This window comes from Palleronia sp. (assembly GCF_042089775.1).
GTDB lineage: Bacteria > Pseudomonadota > Alphaproteobacteria > Rhodobacterales > Rhodobacteraceae > Palleronia.
In genome coordinates, this window is record NZ_JBELKF010000075.1 from 1 (window position 1) to 16,066 (window position 16,066).

Annotated in this window: 14 protein-coding genes and 1 pseudogene; 11 read left to right on the forward strand and 4 right to left on the reverse strand. The window is 63.1% G+C overall.

Going from position 1 to position 16,066, the window contains the following annotated elements; genetic code table 11:
* Nucleotides 1-269 precede the first annotated feature (269 nt).
* Nucleotides 270-1,274: a glycosyltransferase gene (locus ACFDS3_RS15375; protein ID WP_375263238.1), complete on the forward strand. Its 1,005-nt coding sequence runs from the start codon at nucleotides 270-272 to the stop codon at nucleotides 1,272-1,274.
* 20 nt (nucleotides 1,275-1,294) lie between these two features.
* On the opposite strand, the gene ACFDS3_RS15380 is transcribed toward ACFDS3_RS15375, so the two are convergent.
* Nucleotides 1,295-2,755, reverse strand: coding sequence for an NAD(P)/FAD-dependent oxidoreductase (locus ACFDS3_RS15380; RefSeq protein WP_375263239.1), 1,461 nt, complete (start codon nucleotides 2,753-2,755; stop codon nucleotides 1,295-1,297).
* 243 nt (nucleotides 2,756-2,998) lie between these two features.
* Here ACFDS3_RS15380 and ACFDS3_RS15385 point away from each other — a divergent pair, with 243 nt between their 5' ends.
* Together ACFDS3_RS15385 and ACFDS3_RS15390 are read left to right on the forward strand one after the other, a co-directional pair.
* Entirely contained in the window at nucleotides 2,999-3,952 is a 954-nt protein-coding gene (locus tag ACFDS3_RS15385) for a UDP-glucuronic acid decarboxylase family protein (protein ID WP_375263251.1), read from the forward strand.
* Nucleotides 3,945-5,366 (forward strand): hypothetical protein, encoded by a 1,422-nt coding sequence (locus ACFDS3_RS15390; protein WP_375263240.1) that lies wholly within the window; start codon nucleotides 3,945-3,947, stop codon nucleotides 5,364-5,366. The genes ACFDS3_RS15385 and ACFDS3_RS15390 overlap by 8 nt, the downstream gene beginning before the upstream one ends.
* A 14-nt stretch (nucleotides 5,367-5,380) precedes the next feature.
* Here the strand turns inward: ACFDS3_RS15390 and ACFDS3_RS15395 are convergent, their stop codons facing one another.
* A complete protein-coding gene (locus tag ACFDS3_RS15395) occupies nucleotides 5,381-6,361 on the reverse strand; it encodes a glycosyltransferase (RefSeq protein WP_375263241.1) in 981 nt (326 codons plus the stop codon).
* A 97-nt stretch (nucleotides 6,362-6,458) separates the two neighbouring features.
* On the opposite strand from ACFDS3_RS15395, the gene ACFDS3_RS15400 reads away from it, so the two are divergent.
* Genes ACFDS3_RS15400 through ACFDS3_RS15420 form a run of 5 tightly spaced genes read left to right on the forward strand, consistent with a single transcriptional unit; the run spans nucleotide 6,459 to nucleotide 11,269 of the window.
* Nucleotides 6,459-7,733 (forward strand): glycosyltransferase, encoded by a 1,275-nt coding sequence (locus ACFDS3_RS15400; RefSeq protein ID WP_375263242.1) that lies wholly within the window; start codon nucleotides 6,459-6,461, stop codon nucleotides 7,731-7,733.
* On the forward strand, nucleotides 7,730-8,749 hold the full coding sequence (locus tag ACFDS3_RS15405; RefSeq protein ID WP_375263243.1) for a glycosyltransferase family 2 protein: 1,020 nt from the start codon (nucleotides 7,730-7,732) through the stop codon (nucleotides 8,747-8,749). The genes ACFDS3_RS15400 and ACFDS3_RS15405 overlap by 4 nt, the downstream gene beginning before the upstream one ends.
* The gene (locus ACFDS3_RS15410) at nucleotides 8,746-9,600 is read left to right on the forward strand and encodes a sulfotransferase (protein ID WP_375263244.1); all 855 of its coding nucleotides are present in this window, start codon (nucleotides 8,746-8,748) and stop codon (nucleotides 9,598-9,600) included. The genes ACFDS3_RS15405 and ACFDS3_RS15410 overlap by 4 nt, the downstream gene beginning before the upstream one ends.
* 10 nt (nucleotides 9,601-9,610) lie before the next feature.
* The gene (locus tag ACFDS3_RS15415; RefSeq protein WP_375263245.1) at nucleotides 9,611-10,369 is read left to right on the forward strand and encodes a methyltransferase domain-containing protein; all 759 of its coding nucleotides are present in this window, start codon (nucleotides 9,611-9,613) and stop codon (nucleotides 10,367-10,369) included.
* Nucleotides 10,370-10,408: 39 nt separating this feature from the next.
* Nucleotides 10,409-11,269, forward strand: coding sequence for an FkbM family methyltransferase (locus tag ACFDS3_RS15420; RefSeq protein ID WP_375263246.1), 861 nt, complete (start codon nucleotides 10,409-10,411; stop codon nucleotides 11,267-11,269).
* Here the strand turns inward: ACFDS3_RS15420 and ACFDS3_RS15425 are convergent.
* Nucleotides 11,155-12,708 (reverse strand): oligosaccharide flippase family protein, encoded by a 1,554-nt coding sequence (locus tag ACFDS3_RS15425; RefSeq protein WP_375263247.1) that lies wholly within the window; start codon nucleotides 12,706-12,708, stop codon nucleotides 11,155-11,157. The two genes, ACFDS3_RS15420 and ACFDS3_RS15425, sit on opposite strands and share 115 nt — an antisense overlap.
* A 149-nt stretch (nucleotides 12,709-12,857) precedes the next feature.
* On the opposite strand from ACFDS3_RS15425, the gene ACFDS3_RS15430 reads away from it, so the two are divergent.
* The 3 genes from ACFDS3_RS15430 (at nucleotide 12,858) to ACFDS3_RS15440 (ending at nucleotide 15,720) form a co-directional block, all read left to right on the forward strand.
* Nucleotides 12,858-13,721: a glycosyltransferase gene (locus ACFDS3_RS15430; RefSeq protein WP_375263248.1), complete on the forward strand. Its 864-nt coding sequence runs from the start codon at nucleotides 12,858-12,860 to the stop codon at nucleotides 13,719-13,721.
* A 231-nt stretch (nucleotides 13,722-13,952) separates the two neighbouring features.
* Nucleotides 13,953-14,408: a TadE/TadG family type IV pilus assembly protein gene (locus tag ACFDS3_RS15435; RefSeq protein WP_375263249.1), complete on the forward strand. Its 456-nt coding sequence runs from the start codon at nucleotides 13,953-13,955 to the stop codon at nucleotides 14,406-14,408.
* Nucleotides 14,409-14,415: 7 nt separating this feature from the next.
* The gene (locus ACFDS3_RS15440; protein ID WP_375263250.1) at nucleotides 14,416-15,720 is read left to right on the forward strand and encodes a TadE/TadG family type IV pilus assembly protein; all 1,305 of its coding nucleotides are present in this window, start codon (nucleotides 14,416-14,418) and stop codon (nucleotides 15,718-15,720) included.
* Nucleotides 15,721-15,879: 159 nt separating this feature from the next.
* Here the strand turns inward: ACFDS3_RS15440 and ACFDS3_RS15445 are convergent.
* A pseudogene (locus ACFDS3_RS15445) lies at nucleotides 15,880-16,066 on the reverse strand (hypothetical protein); the annotation flags it as partial.

Genomic DNA, 16,066 nt, shown 5'->3' on the forward strand with positions numbered 1-16,066 from the left:
CCGTCTCCTCGTTGGAGCGGACTCTACCTCAAACCGGAGGAAGAAACGGGGCTCAAAACTGGAGGAGAAACGGGGCTCAGGTCATGGCCTCCAGTCCGATTTCTGCCTAGTTCATGTCCGGCGCTAGCTGATGCAAACCATCCGGAGGCAGTTTGATCGTTGTCGGACATCATGCACCAGCTTCTTGCCAGCCTTTTCTTTAGACCATCTCAGCACTTCTCCAGTCTGCCCGCCTGGGATATGCTAAAGGCAAAACTGGGATGAGTGCGATGAATGATGGAAGCGTATCAAACATCCACGTCATCGTTCCTGCGTACCGCGCAGCGTGGTCTCTTCGAGCCTGCCTCGACCATCTTCAGGCCGCGGGTTTCGCTCCCCGGGACATAACGGTGGTCGACGATGGCTCTCCGGATGCCACCTCCGACATCGCGCGAAAAACGGGTGTTCGCGTCGTGCGCCTGCCCTTTAGCAACGGTGCGGCAGTGGCGCGCAACGCCGGCGCGGCCGACGTCGCGAGCGATCTGCTCTTCTTCGTAGATGCCGACGTACTGGTGCACAGCGGTGTGCGGTCCCGGATCGAGGCGTTCTTTGCCGCCCATCCCGAGCATGCCGGCCTCTACGGATCCTACGATGACGCGCCCACCCATCCGGGCCGTGTCAGCCGAATCCGCAACCTGCTGCATCATCACGTCCACCAAGTCTCGGGCGGTGACGTCCCGAGCTTCTGGACCGGGTGCGGCGCCGTCCGACGTGCCGATTTCGAACGGATCGGCGGATTCCGGACAGAGGACGAGCGCATCGAAGACGTCGGGTTCGGCATGGCGCTCGCCCGGTCAGGTCGCAAGGTACGGCTGGACCCCGATCTGCTCTGCCGTCACATGAAGCATTGGACCCTCCGCGGCATGGCCGAGACGGACCTGCTGCACCGCGCAATACCCTGGAGCAGGATGTTGCGCGCGCCCGAGAACCGGGATCTGCCCCACCGGCTGAACACGGACCGCACCGGAAAGATGTCCGTCGTCGCCGTCGCGACGGCTCTCCTGGCGGTGCCGCTGGCGCCGCTGGCGCCGATCACCGGTCTGGCGCTCTTCATGGTGGCGATCGTCGCACTCGCATGGCTGAATCGCGGCTTCCTCTCGCGCGTCAGCAGGCTCTGGGGACCTTGGGAAGCGATAGCTGCTCTTGGAATCCTCATGGTGCATTACGCTTGCGCCGGGATCGGATACGCCAGCGTCATGCTCGGCCTGAATCGAAGGCGAGGCGCTCCAGAGTAACCCGTGGCGTGCTGCTCCTTTCAATCCGCCGTGGCTGAGCGGCGCGCCGTTACGTCCTCGCGCTGGAATTGTTCGTGGTAGGACCGCTCGACATTGACGGACCAGACGTCGTGGTGCTCGCCCATCAGGTTGCGGGCCGCCAGCATCGCCGACAACATCGAATGATCCTGGTTGTTGTAGCGATGCAAACCGTTGCGCCCGACGGTCTGGAAGTTCTCGAGCCGATTCAGCCAGCGCGAGATTACGTCGAGCGCGGACTGGTAGTGGGTATCGTAGACCGGATAGGCCTTGGGCTGGCGAATGACCGCCCCCCCAATGACTGTCTCCGCCTTCGCCAGTCCGAGCTGCTCGAGTTCCCTGGCTGCGAGGTCGCGCAGTTCATCATCCCCCATCGTCCACAGCCCGTCACCTTCCTGACAGAAATACTCCATGCCGATCGAGGCGGTATCGGCATCAGGTAGCATCTCGGGCGACCACGCGCGGAAGTTCTGGATTCGTCCGACCTTCACCTCCGGTGAGTGGATGTAGATCCAGTTGTCCGGAAAGGGATCGGGATGGTCCAGCACCAGCGTCACGATCAGGAAGTCGCGATAGCTCAGCTTCCTGGCGGCGGCGATCACGTCGTCCGGCGGGGGCGGGTCGAAAGCGTGGATCAGATCGCCCAACGCCATGGAGCTGATGATCTCGTCGCCGGTTTCGTGACGCGTCTCTTGCGCGCCCGTTTTCTCGTCCCAAGGCGTCACGTCTAGCCCGGTAACGCGCATGCCATCGCGCACCACGCGGGTGACGGGGCTGCGCAGGTGCACCTCGCCGCCGGCGGCCTCGACACGCTCGACTGTCTTCTCCCACATCATGCCCGGGCCAAGGCGGGGATACTGGAATTCTTCGATCAGGCTCGCAGTGTCGTTGGCGCCCGAGATCGCGTTCCACACTGCCTTCGACAGACTGAGATTCTTTATTCGTTGTGCAGCCCAATCGGCGCGGATTTCGCGCGGATCTATGCCCCAGACCTTCTCAGTATAAGAGCGGAAGAAGTGCATGTAGAGGCGACCGCCGAACCGGTTAATCACCCAGTCTTCAAAGCTATCCTCGGTCTTGGCTGGCTTGAGCCGCCATTTTGCGTAGCTCGCGATGATCCGCGCCGTCTCGTAGTGACCGATATTACCGAGCGCATTAAAAATGCGGAGGGGATAGTCATAGAATTTGTCGCGGTAGTATATCCGACTGAGCCGAGGACGGGTCAGGAAGTCGTCGCCCAGTACATCGTGCCACATTTCCTCGACCTCGGGCACCTTCGTGAAGAACCGGTGTCCACCGATATCCGAGCGATAGCCTGCGTGGTTCTCGGTCCGAGCGATCCCGCCGACGATTTCTCCTGCTTCGTACACCACCGGCTGGAGCGGAGAGCCCAGCCGCTGAAGTTCGTATGCGGCCGTCAGCCCCGCGGGGCCACCTCCCACGATCAGCGCCTTTTTTCTCACTGGCCCATCCTGTTGGTCATTTATAATCAAGGCAAAACAGTTTGCCCGGCCACAGATAGCCGGAACCGGTGCTGGAACAATGTGAATGTTTCATGTGCATCGCGTCACCGACCAGCAACGCACGACTTGCCCAAAAATAAGTCACGCGGAATTCCGTTTCTCCCTCGCGAAATCACGCACTTGACAGGGCAGGTCCCGGTCGGTCTGTCGTTAACCGAAACTGGGAAGGAGCAAGTCTTGGCCATGGACGTAGGCGCGAAACGCATCCTGGTCACCGGCGGTGCAGGGTTTCTGGGCAGCTTCCTATGTGAGCGGCTGGTCGAGAGCGGCCATGAAGTCCTGTGTCTGGACAACTACTTCACCGGACGGCGTGCGAAGATCGCCCACCTCCTGGACCGGCCGAACTTCGAGGTCATGCGCCACGACGTCTGCTTTCCGACCCATGTCGAGGTCGACGAGATCTACAATCTCGCCTGTCCCGCCAGTCCGGTCCACTACCAGCACGACCCGGTGCAAACCACCAAGACGAGCGTCCTCGGTGCGATCAACATGCTCGGCCTCGCCAAACGCACCGGCGCGAAGCTGCTGCATGCATCCACCTCCGAGGTCTATGGCGATCCTGCGGTCCATCCTCAACCCGAAGATTACTGGGGCAACGTCAACCCGATCGGCCCGCGCTCGTGTTATGACGAGGGCAAGCGTTGCGCAGAGACGCTGGTCTTCGACTACCGTCGCCAGCACGGGATGCCGGTCAAGGTCATGCGGATCTTCAACACCTACGGGCCGCGGATGAATCTCGATGACGGGCGGGTGGTCTCGAACTTCGTGGTAGCGGCCCTGCGCGGTGAGCCGCTGCAGATCCATGGCGGCGGCAAGCAGACGCGCTCCTTTTGCTTTGTGGATGACCTGATCGACGGCATGATCGCGCTGATGGCGACCCCGCCCGACATCTGCGGCCCCATAAACTTGGGCAATCCGTCCGAAATCACGGTTCGGTCCTTGGCCGAGACGGTGATGCGCCTTACCGGCGGACGATCCGAACTGCGTGACACGCCGGCCCTCGCCGATGACCCTCGGCAACGTCGGCCCGACATTGCGCGCGCACAGAAGCTGTTGGGTTGGGAGCCGCGCGTGCCGCTCGAGCAGGGGCTGGCGCGCACCATCGAGTACTTCCGCAGGGTTCTGGGTAATGCCTGACGACGCAGCAGGCTGGGTCTCCCGCCGGGGCCTCGCCTTCGCCGTGGTCCTGTCGCTTCTGTCGCTCTGGCCGATGGCTGCCACGGGAACGCTGCTGATCTTTCCCGACACGGCCAGCTACTTCGAAGGAGGAGCCGCTGCCTGGGACATGGCGCGTGACCTGCTCGGCATCGGTGACGCGGCGGGAACGACCGTCGGGACGGGAAACGGGCAGTTTGCGCGATCCTTCGTCTATTCGACCTATGTCTACGCCGTCGCGCAGCTGGGTGGCCCGGTGGCGGTGGCGTTCGGCCACACTCTGCTGACGATGCTGATGCTCATGGCGGTGCTGCCGCCGCCGGATCGGCTCCGATCCGGTGTGCTGGGGGCCGGACTTGCCACCGTCCTCGCTCTGAGCAGCCTGCCCTGGTACGCGAGCTACCTCATGCCCGACATCCTCGCAGCCGCCGTGGTGCTCTATGGGGCCGTGCTGGCAATGCGTTTCGACACGCTCCGCCGCGGTCAGCGGCTGCTTTTGGGCACTCTCGCCGCCATCGCCATCGCGACCCACTACGGCTACCCACCCCTGGCAGTCGCACTCTACGGCGGCGTTCTCATCTGGCGCGGGCTGACGCGTCGGCTCACGCTCGCGGTGGTTTTCGCCGCAATTCTGCCGGTCGTTTCGCCGTTGTTTGTCAACCTTGAAGCCAGTGGAACCACTCTGGACGAGCCGAGCGTGGCTCCGCTCCGCCTGCCGATCCTCCTCGCCCGCTCGATCGAGGACGGCCCGGCGCGCTGGTATCTGAACGAAACCTGCCCCACTCTCGCAGACAGCCAGAATTACGCATTGTGCGACGCCTTCCCGAACGGGATGCCGAACAACATCTCGTCCTTTCTCTGGGACGAAGACGGAATCAAGAAGCTGACTCCGCAGCAGCTCGAGCGCGTCCGCGACGAGGAAGCAGAGATCCTGATACGGGCCTTTCAGGCCTACCCTCTCGCCCAGACGTGGTCTCTCATCGGTAACGCAGCGCTCCAGACGGTACGGGTCGGCGTGGATGACTTGAGCCCGGCCGCGTCGATCACCGGCGGCCCGGAGGAGTTGTCCCCGATGGCGCGGAGTCGGGCGCGGACGGTCTTGAATGCCGCCGATGCCGTCCTGCCTTGGACGGCGTTGTTGGGTCTCGCGGTGCTGGCGGGCCTCGCCTACTACCGGCGGCTGGACCGGCACCTGACGCTCGTCACCCTCGTCGTCCTCGCCGGGCTTTTAGTGAATGCGGCGATCTTTGGCGGGTTGTCGGCGCCCGTGGACAGGTACCAGTCCCGAATTGCGTGGCTGCTGCCGATGCTGGCCGCCGTCGCACTTGCCACACGCAGCAGGCCGCATCGTGTCAAAGCCGCGAGTGAGGTCCGGACCACCCGATCTGGGCAGTAGCTTCAGGTATCAGTTTAATCCCCCTGCCCGTCCCGCCGCGCGTTGAACCTCGCGCGCAAGCGGTCGTGCAGCGGTGCAGGTAGCAGGCTCGCAACGACGGAAAGACTGCGGATGCGGGCAAGATCGTCGCTCGCCGCGAACCGCGGGTCCCGACGCCAGCATTCGACCATGAGAAGTCGCGCGGCGGTGTACTCGCCGCTTTGATAGGCGATGTGGCTCCAGAAAAGACACTGTCGCGCCCGGCCACGGCGCCAGTCCTCGGGGTTCAGCGGCCGGCCCGCCTCGGCCAGCTTTTCGCAAACCCGCGTCCAGCCCCGTTCCATTCGCCGCCAATTGCCGGTGATTTGGCCGGGCCGCCTGCGATAAAAGGCGATGGCCTCGGGCACGCTGAGGATGGCCTTGCCGCCTTGGGGCGCCGCCCGCACCCAGAAGTCGAGGTCGATGCAGGCCGCGAGCGTGGGATCGAACCCGCCCGCCCGCTCTGCCGCCGCACGGCGAACCGTTACGCCGCTGGCGCTGTGCAGCGGATTATCGATCATGATATCGACGGCCGAAAACGAACCGTTCGCGGGTGGGCTTGCATGCCCAAAGTCGCGGCCGTCCTGATCGATATAGTGCCAGCAGGGGAATGCGATTTCGGCATCGGGCGCGGCGTCGAGCGCTGTGATCATTCGCCTCACGAGGTCCGTAGCGAGCCGGTCATCGGCATCCAGGAACAAGAGCGTGTCGCCCGTCGCGGCGGCCACCCCCGCATTGCGCGCCGCCCCTGCTCCTGCGTTTTCCTGCGGAATGAAGATCATGCGCCGGCCGGGCCCCCGCCACTCCCGCGAGATTGCGCGCAGGATATTGGCCGTTCCGTCCGAAGACCCGTCATCAACCGCCACCAGCTCGATCTCGGGCCAGTCCTGCTCGGCGACCGAGGTCACAGCCTCGGCGACATAAGGGGCGACATCGAAGGCCGGCAGGATCACCGAGACCAGGGCTGAGTCCGGCATGGCTTTGTCCTTCCTCGGGGCATTGACCGGGCGTTGCGTGGTCTTTCATCGGGACACCCCTAACTGTAGGCTCTCCGCGACCAATGCGAGGAAGACGATGCCCCAAGCGGCGGCCGAGGTCCACCAATCTGCCGCGCAACCACTGCGCGTGGGCCTTCTGTGTCATCAGTTCCCGGTCATTTCCGAAACGTTCGTGGCGACGCTGGCAGCGTCGCTGATGCGGCGCGGCCATGATCTGCGGGTCCTCGCGGCATCCGCCAAGGCACCCGCCGGGGCCAGCCATGCCTTCGTGCGCGAGGCCGGCATAGACGGCAAGATCAGCTACGCTGTACCGTCTGGCCGGTTCGGGCCCGGCCGGGCTCTTGCGCTGGCGCGGGGTGCCCCGTCTCGCGCGCTCTTCCTTCTGGCGTTGGCAGCGATGGATCCGCTGTTCCGGGACAAGACTGCGGTTACGCGATTGATGGCGGCGAGCCCGCCGTTCGACGTCGTCCACGCGCAGTTCGGCTATCTGGGCCTGACGGCAATGCGGCACCGGGCCTACGGCACGTTGCGCTGTCGGGCGCTCGTGGTGCATCTGCGCGGGTTCGACATCACGCGATTCGTGATAGAGAATGGCGAAGACGTTTATGCCGAACTATTTCGGAAAGCGGATCTCTTCATCGCCAACTGCCACCACTTTCGGGACCGCGCGATCGCCCTCGGCTGCGACCCGGCAAAGGTCGAGGTGATCGGCTCACCTATCGACACCGATCGCTTTGCGCCACCGGAACGACGCGCCCCGGTCGAGGGGCGCGCGGTCCGCACGGTTCTGGTTGGCCGTCTTGTCGAGAAGAAGGGCATTTCTGACGCGATCGCGGCAGTGGCTCTGCTGCGCGACACCGGGCGCAACGTTACCCTGGATGTGTTGGGGGAAGGCCCGCTGCGGCCGGCTCTCGAGGCTCAGATCGCAGAGGCGGGCCTTCAGGACAGGGTCCGGCTGCACGGGGCGGCGGATCAGGATCAAGTGATCGCCACTCTTCACGCCGCTGACATCGCGCTCGCCCCCTCGGTCCGAGCCGCCGACGGCGATGAGGACGCGCCAGTCAACACGCTCAAGGAGGCGATGGCGACCGAGCTTCCAGTGATTGCCACCCGCCACGGCGGCATTCCGGAACTGGTGATCCCCGGCGAGAATGGCGACCTTGTGCCCGAGCGCAATCCGCAGGCGCTGGCGGATTCAGTTGCCGCAATGCTCGACAAGCCGCAGACTTGGCCCGACATGGGCAGGGCTGGACGACAAAAGGTCATTGCCGAATACGATCACGATCATATCGTAGAAAAGACCGTGCGGGCCTACGAGACGGCCCTGAAAAGATCAGGAGACTTGAGATGACACCAACTGTCGCCGTGATCGTCACGCAGCGCGAGCGGTTCGGAATGACCGAGGAGTCGCTGGAAAGCCTCCTGGAGCATACGCCGGACGCCGAGATCATCTATGTCGACGGAAACTCGCCGAAAAGGGTGGCGAAGTACCTGCGCGATCAGGCCGAGGCAGGCCGCATCCGCCTGATCCGCAAGGAACGCTTCCTGACCCCCAACCAGGCGAGGAACATCGGACTTGCGGCCGCCGAGGCCGAGTATGTCGCGTTCGTGGACAATGACGTGGTCTACACCGAAGGCTGGCTCGACAAGTTGGTTGCCTGTGCCGAAGAGACCGGAGCCGACGTTGTCGCTCCGCTTACCTGTCAGGGGCTTCCGGCGCATTCCGAGATCCACCACGCTGGTGGCGATTATGCTCCCGGCGGTGACATGGCCGGGTTCTTCGAAGGCGATCCCGAACTCGGGCGCAAGTTCGAAGAGGTGATGCACGGCCATGCCGAGCCGTTGGCCGTCTGGCAGGACCGCCTGAAGCGGCAGGAAACCGGCATGTGCGAATTCCACTGCGCCCTTGCCCGGCGCAAGCTGTTCGACCGCATCGGGCCCCTGGACGAGAAGCTGTACTCGACCAAAGAGCATATCGACTTCTCGATGTCCGTAAAATCGACCGGGGGCAGCGTCTGGTTCGAGCCGAGTTCGGTCGTGACCTACGTCTTTCCGTGCCGTGCGCGTCCCATCTCGGTCGAGGACTGGCCATTCTTCTCGCTGCGGTGGTCCAATGCCTATGGCAAGCGAAGTCTGGACCACTTCATTTCGAAATGGAACCTGCGCCCTAACGAGTCCTACGTGGCTTCGAAGCAGGGAATTTACATGACCCGGCGCCTGCAGGGGATCCTTATCCCGATGATGCGGCGGGTCCCGCTCATCGGTCGCAAGGATGCTTGGGCGAAGAAGGCCGCGCGAATGATGATGGCCCCTGAGCGGTTAGTGAACGCGGCCTGGGTGGCACGACAGGATAGGCGTCCCTCGTGACCGTTTCGCGCCGAAAACCCGATTTCCTGGTGATCGGTGCAACCAAGAGCGGCACGACCAGCCTTGATCGCTGGCTGCGCGGCCATCCGCAGATCTGGATGCCGGAAAAGGAGCTGCGCTACTTCACCGTCCAGCACAACCTGCACCGGGGGCCGGACTGGTACGCGGCCCAGTTCGCGGGAGCCCCCAGGGGCGCCATTCTCGGTGAAAGCTCCAACGCCTATACGCGTCATCCGGTCTATGATGGCGTCCCCGAACGGATTGCCGCAGCCCTGCCCGATATCAAGCTCATCTACCTGATCCGCGATCCGATGCGACGGATCGAGTCGCATTACCGCCACCGGCTCGTGACGGGAATCGAATGGCGCGGCCCCGATGCGGCGGTCCGGTCCGATCCGCGCTATCTTGCCGCCAGCCTTTATGGGCATCAGCTGGCCCAGTACCGGCGGTTCGTTTCGGCCGAGCGAATTCTTGTGCTGCAGGCTGAAGAGATGTTCGCCGATCCCGGCCCGGTTCTTGCTCGGGTCGCGGCCTTCCTGGGCGTCGCGGCGGAAAATGGACCCCGGTTTGCGGCCGCTAACGTGACGGCCTCCCGGCGTGTGGCGCCTTGGCCGCTACGCCGACTGGCAGCTTATCCGCCCGCCAAGGATACCGCCAAGAAGATTGCCCGAACGATCGGCGCCTCTCCCTTAAAGCATCTGCTGTCGACGGCGGACCAGCCCGGGTTCGTGCTGAGCCCCGAGCTGCGCGCCGAACTGCATGAGCGCTTCGAGACAGATCGACAGCTGCTGGACGAGTTGACAAGCCCGCAGACCGCCGACCAATCGTTGGTCGAGGCGCTCACATCCTGAGGACAGTTTCATGAACGAAGATAGCGTCGCCAAATCTACCCCAAGGCAGGACGAGAATCTTGCGGAGGTTGGCCAGAACATCCGCGCGGGCAATGGCCGGTGGAGCTTTGGCGGCACCGTCGCCGAGGGATTCGAGAGTCATATCGAGAAATCTGTCCCGCAGTACCGCGAGGGTCACGAACTCTGCGCGCGCATCTCGGACTGGTTCCTGTACGGCGGCGCCACGGCGATCGAATTGGGGTGTTCGACCGGCGCGCTGACACGGCGGCTTGCGGAATGGAACGCAGGCAAGGGCGCACGCTTCGTCGGGATCGAGATCGAGCCCGCGATGGCGACGGCGGCCCGCCGGCTGTGCGACGATCTGGACGAGGTCGAGATCCGTGACGGCGACGCTCTTGAAATCGAGCTCGAGCCGGCTGACCTGATCCTATCCTACTATACGATCCAGTTCGTTCGTCCGGCCCGCCGGCAGGAGCTGATGGACAAGATCTATAGCTCGCTCAACTGGGGCGGCGGCTTCTTGATGTTCGAGAAGGTGCGCGCTCCCGATGCCCGGTTCCAGGACATGATGAGCACGCTCTACAACGACTTCAAGCTCGACAACGGGCTCGGCGAGGCGGAAATCGTGCACAAGACCCGAAGCCTGAAGGGCGTGCTGGAGCCGTTCTCGACGCAAGGCAATCTCGACATGATGCGCCGCGCAGGCTTCAGCGACATCACCACCGTTTTCAAGAACATCTGCTTCGAAGGCTTCCTCGCGATCAAGTAGAGGACCGACGCCGAATCAGACCGAGATAGGGAGAAGCCGATGCCCGACTGGCGTGGCGCATGGCAGGACACGGCACTATCGACCGAGATCGTCTGGACGCGCTTGCGTCACCGGTCCGTCGATCTCTACGCACGCGGGACGGGCACGTGGGAACGGACCAGCCCCGGCAGCTATCGGGCGGCGCAGCGAGCCCTCGGGCGCCGACAGCCTGTCGAGCAGTCGGACCGGGCCGCCGTGCCGCTGCCCGAGATGGGATCGGTGGTCGAAATCGATGGAATTCGGATGCGGATCGACCCGCGCATGTCCGAGCACAACATCCGCAAGCTCGCCAGCGGGCGTCACACCAGCCACGAACGCGCCCTGCTGAAGGATGCGCTGCAGGACGACGACCGTGTGCTCGAAATGGGCGGCGGGATCGGCATGGTGGCGGTCGACTGCGCCCGCCGTCTGGGCGGAGACGCCGTGCTATCTTTCGAACCGAGTCCTGGCATGGAAAGCCTGATTCGCGACAACTACGCGCTGAACGGGGTTACGCCTACTCTGAAGATGGCCATGATCGGCGAGACCGCCGGCCACCGCACCTTCCACGTGGCCGAACGGTTCTCGCGCTCGTCCGCGCATGTCGGCGGCGAGGGTACGCGACCTGTCGAGGTTCCGGTGCTGGCTTGGTCGGACGAGGTGGCAGCGCACCGCCCCAGTGTGCTTGTGTGCGACATCCAGGGCGGTGAGTCCGAATTCTTCTCTCATGCCGATCTAGCTGGCCTACGGCTCGTGCTGGTCGAAATTCACCTGGATCTGTTGGATCTGCGTAGCATCGCTTCGCTGAAGCGGCGCATTCGCGCCCAAGGCTTCGACGAGATCGGACGCGCCGGGCAGAGCTTCCTGTTCTGCCGCAGATAGCACACCTTAGCCGCTCGGCCGGGGCGCAGGCGAGAGGCTGAACGCACGGCACGGATCGCCCCCAGCAGTTCTCCCGCGATCGGATGGCGGCTGACGATGATCACGCCAAGCCAACCCAGTAGCCCCAGTGGCGCGGCGACCATAAGCGTCGCAAGCGGTGGCAGTTGTAGCGCCAGCGCCCCCGCCGCGGCAACGACCGCCGGCAACGTGAGCGCCGCACCGAGCAGAGCCGAGATTGACATGTCGCGCCCCAACCGGCCGAATCGGCGGCGCAGCACAAGTGTGACGCATATCGCTTTGCAAATCGTGCCCAGCGAAAACGCGAGGCAGACCGCAGTCAGCGAAAAGAAGCCGGCCGGGATGACCAGCGCGAGGGTGACGGCTTGATGCAGGATCTGCACCCACAGGTACTGCGAGACCATTCCCAGCGCAGCGTAAAGCTTCAGCGTCATCTTGGTGTAGGGCAAGGCGAGCCCCGTCAGCGCCAACGCCTGGACGGCGGGGACGATCTCGCTCCATTGCGCGCCAAGCAACAGCATCACCAGCGGATCGGCCAGCACAGCGATTGCCGCAAAGGCGGGCCAGCAGATCGCGATCAGATAGTCGTTCTGGGTGCGATAGAGCCGCAGCGGCTCCATCCCGACGGCGAGGGAAGCACTCATCGCGGGCAGGATCACCGGGTTGATCGCCTCGAACAAAGTGCGGTCGAGAATCTTCTGGATCGTGCGCGCCCGGTCAAGGAGGCCGACGAAGCCCGCGCCCGCGATCCCGGTCAGCGCCGAGATCAAGACCAGGTGCACCATTCCTGGCAGCGTCTGGATCGTCACCATCGGGCCGCTGAAACTGAAGAACCGTCTCCAGCCATTCCAGCGCGGCCGCACCATTCGGCCCCGCCCCTCGGCAAGCCCCAGGACCACACCCGCCAAGGCCACGCGCGAGATGAGCGTACCACTGGCCAAGGCAAACGCACCGTAACCCGCCAGCGCAAGCGCAATGCCGGTTCCGACTTCGACGCCGGTCCGCACCACTTCCGACCATGCGATCAGCCGAAAGTCGAGGTCGCGCTGAAGCATGGCCTCTGTGCTCAGGAGCACCGGGCCGATGGGCATCGCGAGCGCCAACGGCACCAGCGCCCCCGCCGCCTGTCCGGGCAAAGGCAGTATGCCGGACATTCCCAAGGCTCCGATCAGAAGCAGGATCGCTGCAACGCCAAGAGCAATCGCAAGAGAGAGCCCAGTGGCCGATTCAAGCGTCTCACGATCCACGTCCCTTGCACTGACCAGATACTGACGCAGGCCGAACTCTGTCATCGTCACGGCCACGCCATAGATTGCAACGGCGACGGCGAACTCGCCGAAGACCTGCGGGGGAAGCAGCCGGCCCAGAACGGCAAGGCCGACGAGCATCAGCGCCAGACTGATCCCTCGAGAAAAAACCATGGTGACAAGAGCACGCCGCACCGACATGCCCAGACCATATATGAGCCCATCGGGCGTGTCCCGGCCCGAAAACGCCGCACTGGCAAGTCGCCCACTATTGCACGATGCTGCGTCGCAGGTTCGTGCTTTCTCCCAAGGAGCGCTCGCACATGACAGACATCACGGTCGTTGTTCCGAGCTACAACCGCCCCGAAAGGCTGCAGGGTTGCCTGCAGGCACTGATGGCGCAGCGCGAAGCGGGGCAGTACGAGGTCGTCGTCGTCGACGACGGCAGCGCCACGCCGCTTGCGCCGGTCTGTGCCGAATTCGGGCCGCTTGTGCGGTGCCTGCGGCAGACGAACGCAGGTCCCGCTGCGGCCCGCAACGCTGGCGCGGCGGCGGCGCACGGCAGATTCCTCGCCTTCACCGACGACGATTGCCGGCCGCAGCCGCTATGGCTCGCCAGTCTTCTTGCCGCGCAGGAGAACCGGCCCGAGCGATTGGTGGGTGGGCGCGTCGTCAACGGCCTGCGGGACAATCCATACGCCGAGTCGAGCCAGATGCTGTGCGACTACCTCTATGAATACTTCGGCGCCTCGTCGGACGGGATGCCGTTCTTCACGTCCAACAACATGGGCTGCAATGCGGCGTCTTTCGCTGAAATCGGCGGCTTCGACGAAACTTTCCCGCTGGCAGCGGCCGAGGATCGTGATTTTGGCCTGCGCTGGGGCGAAGCGGGCGGCAGTTTGACCTATGCACCGGACGCTGTCGTCGATCACTTCCATGCGTTGACGATGCCGCGCTATTGGCGCCAGCACGCCAACTACGGCCGCGGCGCGCGGCATCTGCATCGCCGGCTGGACTCGCGCCATAGCGACCGGCCGAAACGGGAACCGCTGCAGTTCTACATGGGCTTGGTGTTGCACCCGCTTCGCCGCCTCGGCATGCGCGGCTTGTCACAGAGCGCCCTGATGGCGCTCTCCCAGATCGCTATGGTGCGCGGCTACGCTTCGGAACGCCGCGCAGGCGGCTGAGCCTCGCTGCGCCGCACGAGCTGCCGCAAGAGGCGCGAAAGTCAACGTCGCGGGCTCGGCGGCCACGGCAGCCTCGGCGTGCGTACTCAGTGCACCCCAAAAGAGCAGCGCAGGCTGGAAGGCCAGGACCGAACACCTTGTCAGGAGCGGTCGGTCAGCAGGACTGATCGCGAGGTTCTGAGTCAAATCGCGCGCAATCCCCCCCTACTGTCGCCCGGGCAAGACGGTAGATTGCATCTCAACGACATGGCGTCTTCAGATAGGCCTGCTGGGATGAATCGCACCAACAATGATCTGTCCGGTCGCCTAGAGGCGCTGGGCAAGAATGAAGAAGGAACCGCAACAGTAGAGTTCGTGATAATTTTCCCGATATTTCTTTTGCTTCTCGCGCTGATTGCGGATGCCTCGCTCATCTTCTTCGGTCAGGCCAATGCTCTTCGGGCCGTTCAGGACGCAAACCGGAGCTTTTCAGTGGGCCGATATACTACCGAAGGAGAAACAGAGAGCAGTATTGAGGCTGCTCTGTCAAACTTTTCTTCCAATGCAGTCGCGACTTCCACGGTCAGCAACGGCTCTATCACGAGCTCGGTAAGCTTTCCCGCCGCCGACCTGACATCTCTGGGTCTTATCACGCAGTTGGTGGATTTCTCTCTCAACGTGACGTCCGAACATTTGGTGGAGTACTGAAGCAACCATGACCCTTCGCAGGAGATTCCTTGGTTTCATTGCCTCACAAGAGGGGTCGGTGACATTCATGTCGCTCCTCTTCTTTGTTGCCCTGGGAATGATTGGCGGATTGGCGCTCGACTTTACCAGCGTGATAGCGGCCAGGACCCAGCTGCAGGTGGCTGCCGATGTGGCTGCCCACGGGGCGCTATACCACCGCGAGACATATGACGCGGATCAATCCAAAGCGAAGGCAATAGAACTTGCCCAGGCCGGGATGCCGAGTGGAAAGTTCGGAGATGTGCTTACCACCGAGGATATCTCCTTTGGCTACTGGGACTACGACGATCAAGTCTTTTCGATCGACGAAACTTCACGATCCGCCGTTCTCGTTACAACAAGCCGATCACGGAGCAGGTCCAATAGTGTCTCGACCTACCTCTTGAGATGGGCTGGGATTTACGACTTCGACGTCGTGACCCAAGCCGTTTTCGTGGCGTATCGGCCGGCCTGTTTCCGTGAGGGGTTTGTCGCCGAGGAAGTTGTCGACATCCAGAGCAACAACTCGCTCTCGAAGGGATTCTGCATCCATTCGAACACTTATGTTTCAGTCAACCAAAACAATACCTACGAGCCAGGCACCGTAGTATCAATGCCGGACGAGAACGACATCGACCTTCCGAAGTCCGGGTTTGACAAGAACGCCGGCCTGGAAGAGGCGCTGCATTCGGCGGCCTATCGGATGCGCATCATTTCCGATATCGAACCTCTCATACACGCCCTCTCGACGGGCGACGAAAACGTCCTGCCGGACTACATCACGAATCCCTCGCCGCTTCACCTATCTGGAGGGAACTTCTCTGAAGTTGATTTTCCGGAAGGTCGCATATACTTCCTTGGATGCAATCAGAACACCAGGATCTCTGGCGCCGCCCCCATTGCGCGAGTTGTGATCATAGCCGACTGCGAGGTCAGCTTCGGTCAAGGGACGATTCTTGAAGATGTGGTGATTGCAAATGCCTCAACGAGCCTGAAGTCATTTAACGCGCCCTCATCCTTCCAGATCGGACGCGACGACTCGTGTTCGGAAGGTGGGGGCGCGCAACTCATCACGCGTGGCGGCGTGAGTTTCGCGTCTGGTCTGCGCTTGTATGGCGGGCAAATTCTTGCGGAGCGTGCTGTCCAATTCAGCGCGAATGCAGACGGGGTGGAGGGAGCCTCAGTTGTCTCAGGAGAGACCATCGACGGGACGTCCAACACGACCATGGGATTCTGTAACGGGTCCGGCATGGAAGATAATTTCGAAGCGGACTACTTCCGGCTCGCCACGTAGATGGACGGACTCGGGTAGCGGCGGAGCCAGGCTCCCAATGGGCGCGACAGCCACGTTCCCTCCGCGGAAACGAAAGAAAATGCGCGAGTTGTCTCGGCTTTCTGCGTAAGAGCCGGGGCGGCCAAGTGGGGCAAGAGAAACGATGAAATGGCTTCGTTATCAGCAGGCGTCGGTGCCCGCTGTTGCTGTACCTGAGCCTTTCTCGCGGATGTCGTCCGGCAGCGCCACAGCAGTGCGGTCAGCTTCTTTTACCAACCCAATGGCTATGTCCGCATCTGGCGATTGCGCCACTAGGTCATCCTGACAAATGGCGGAGCCAGAGGCGGATCGAAGTGATGTCGATGAA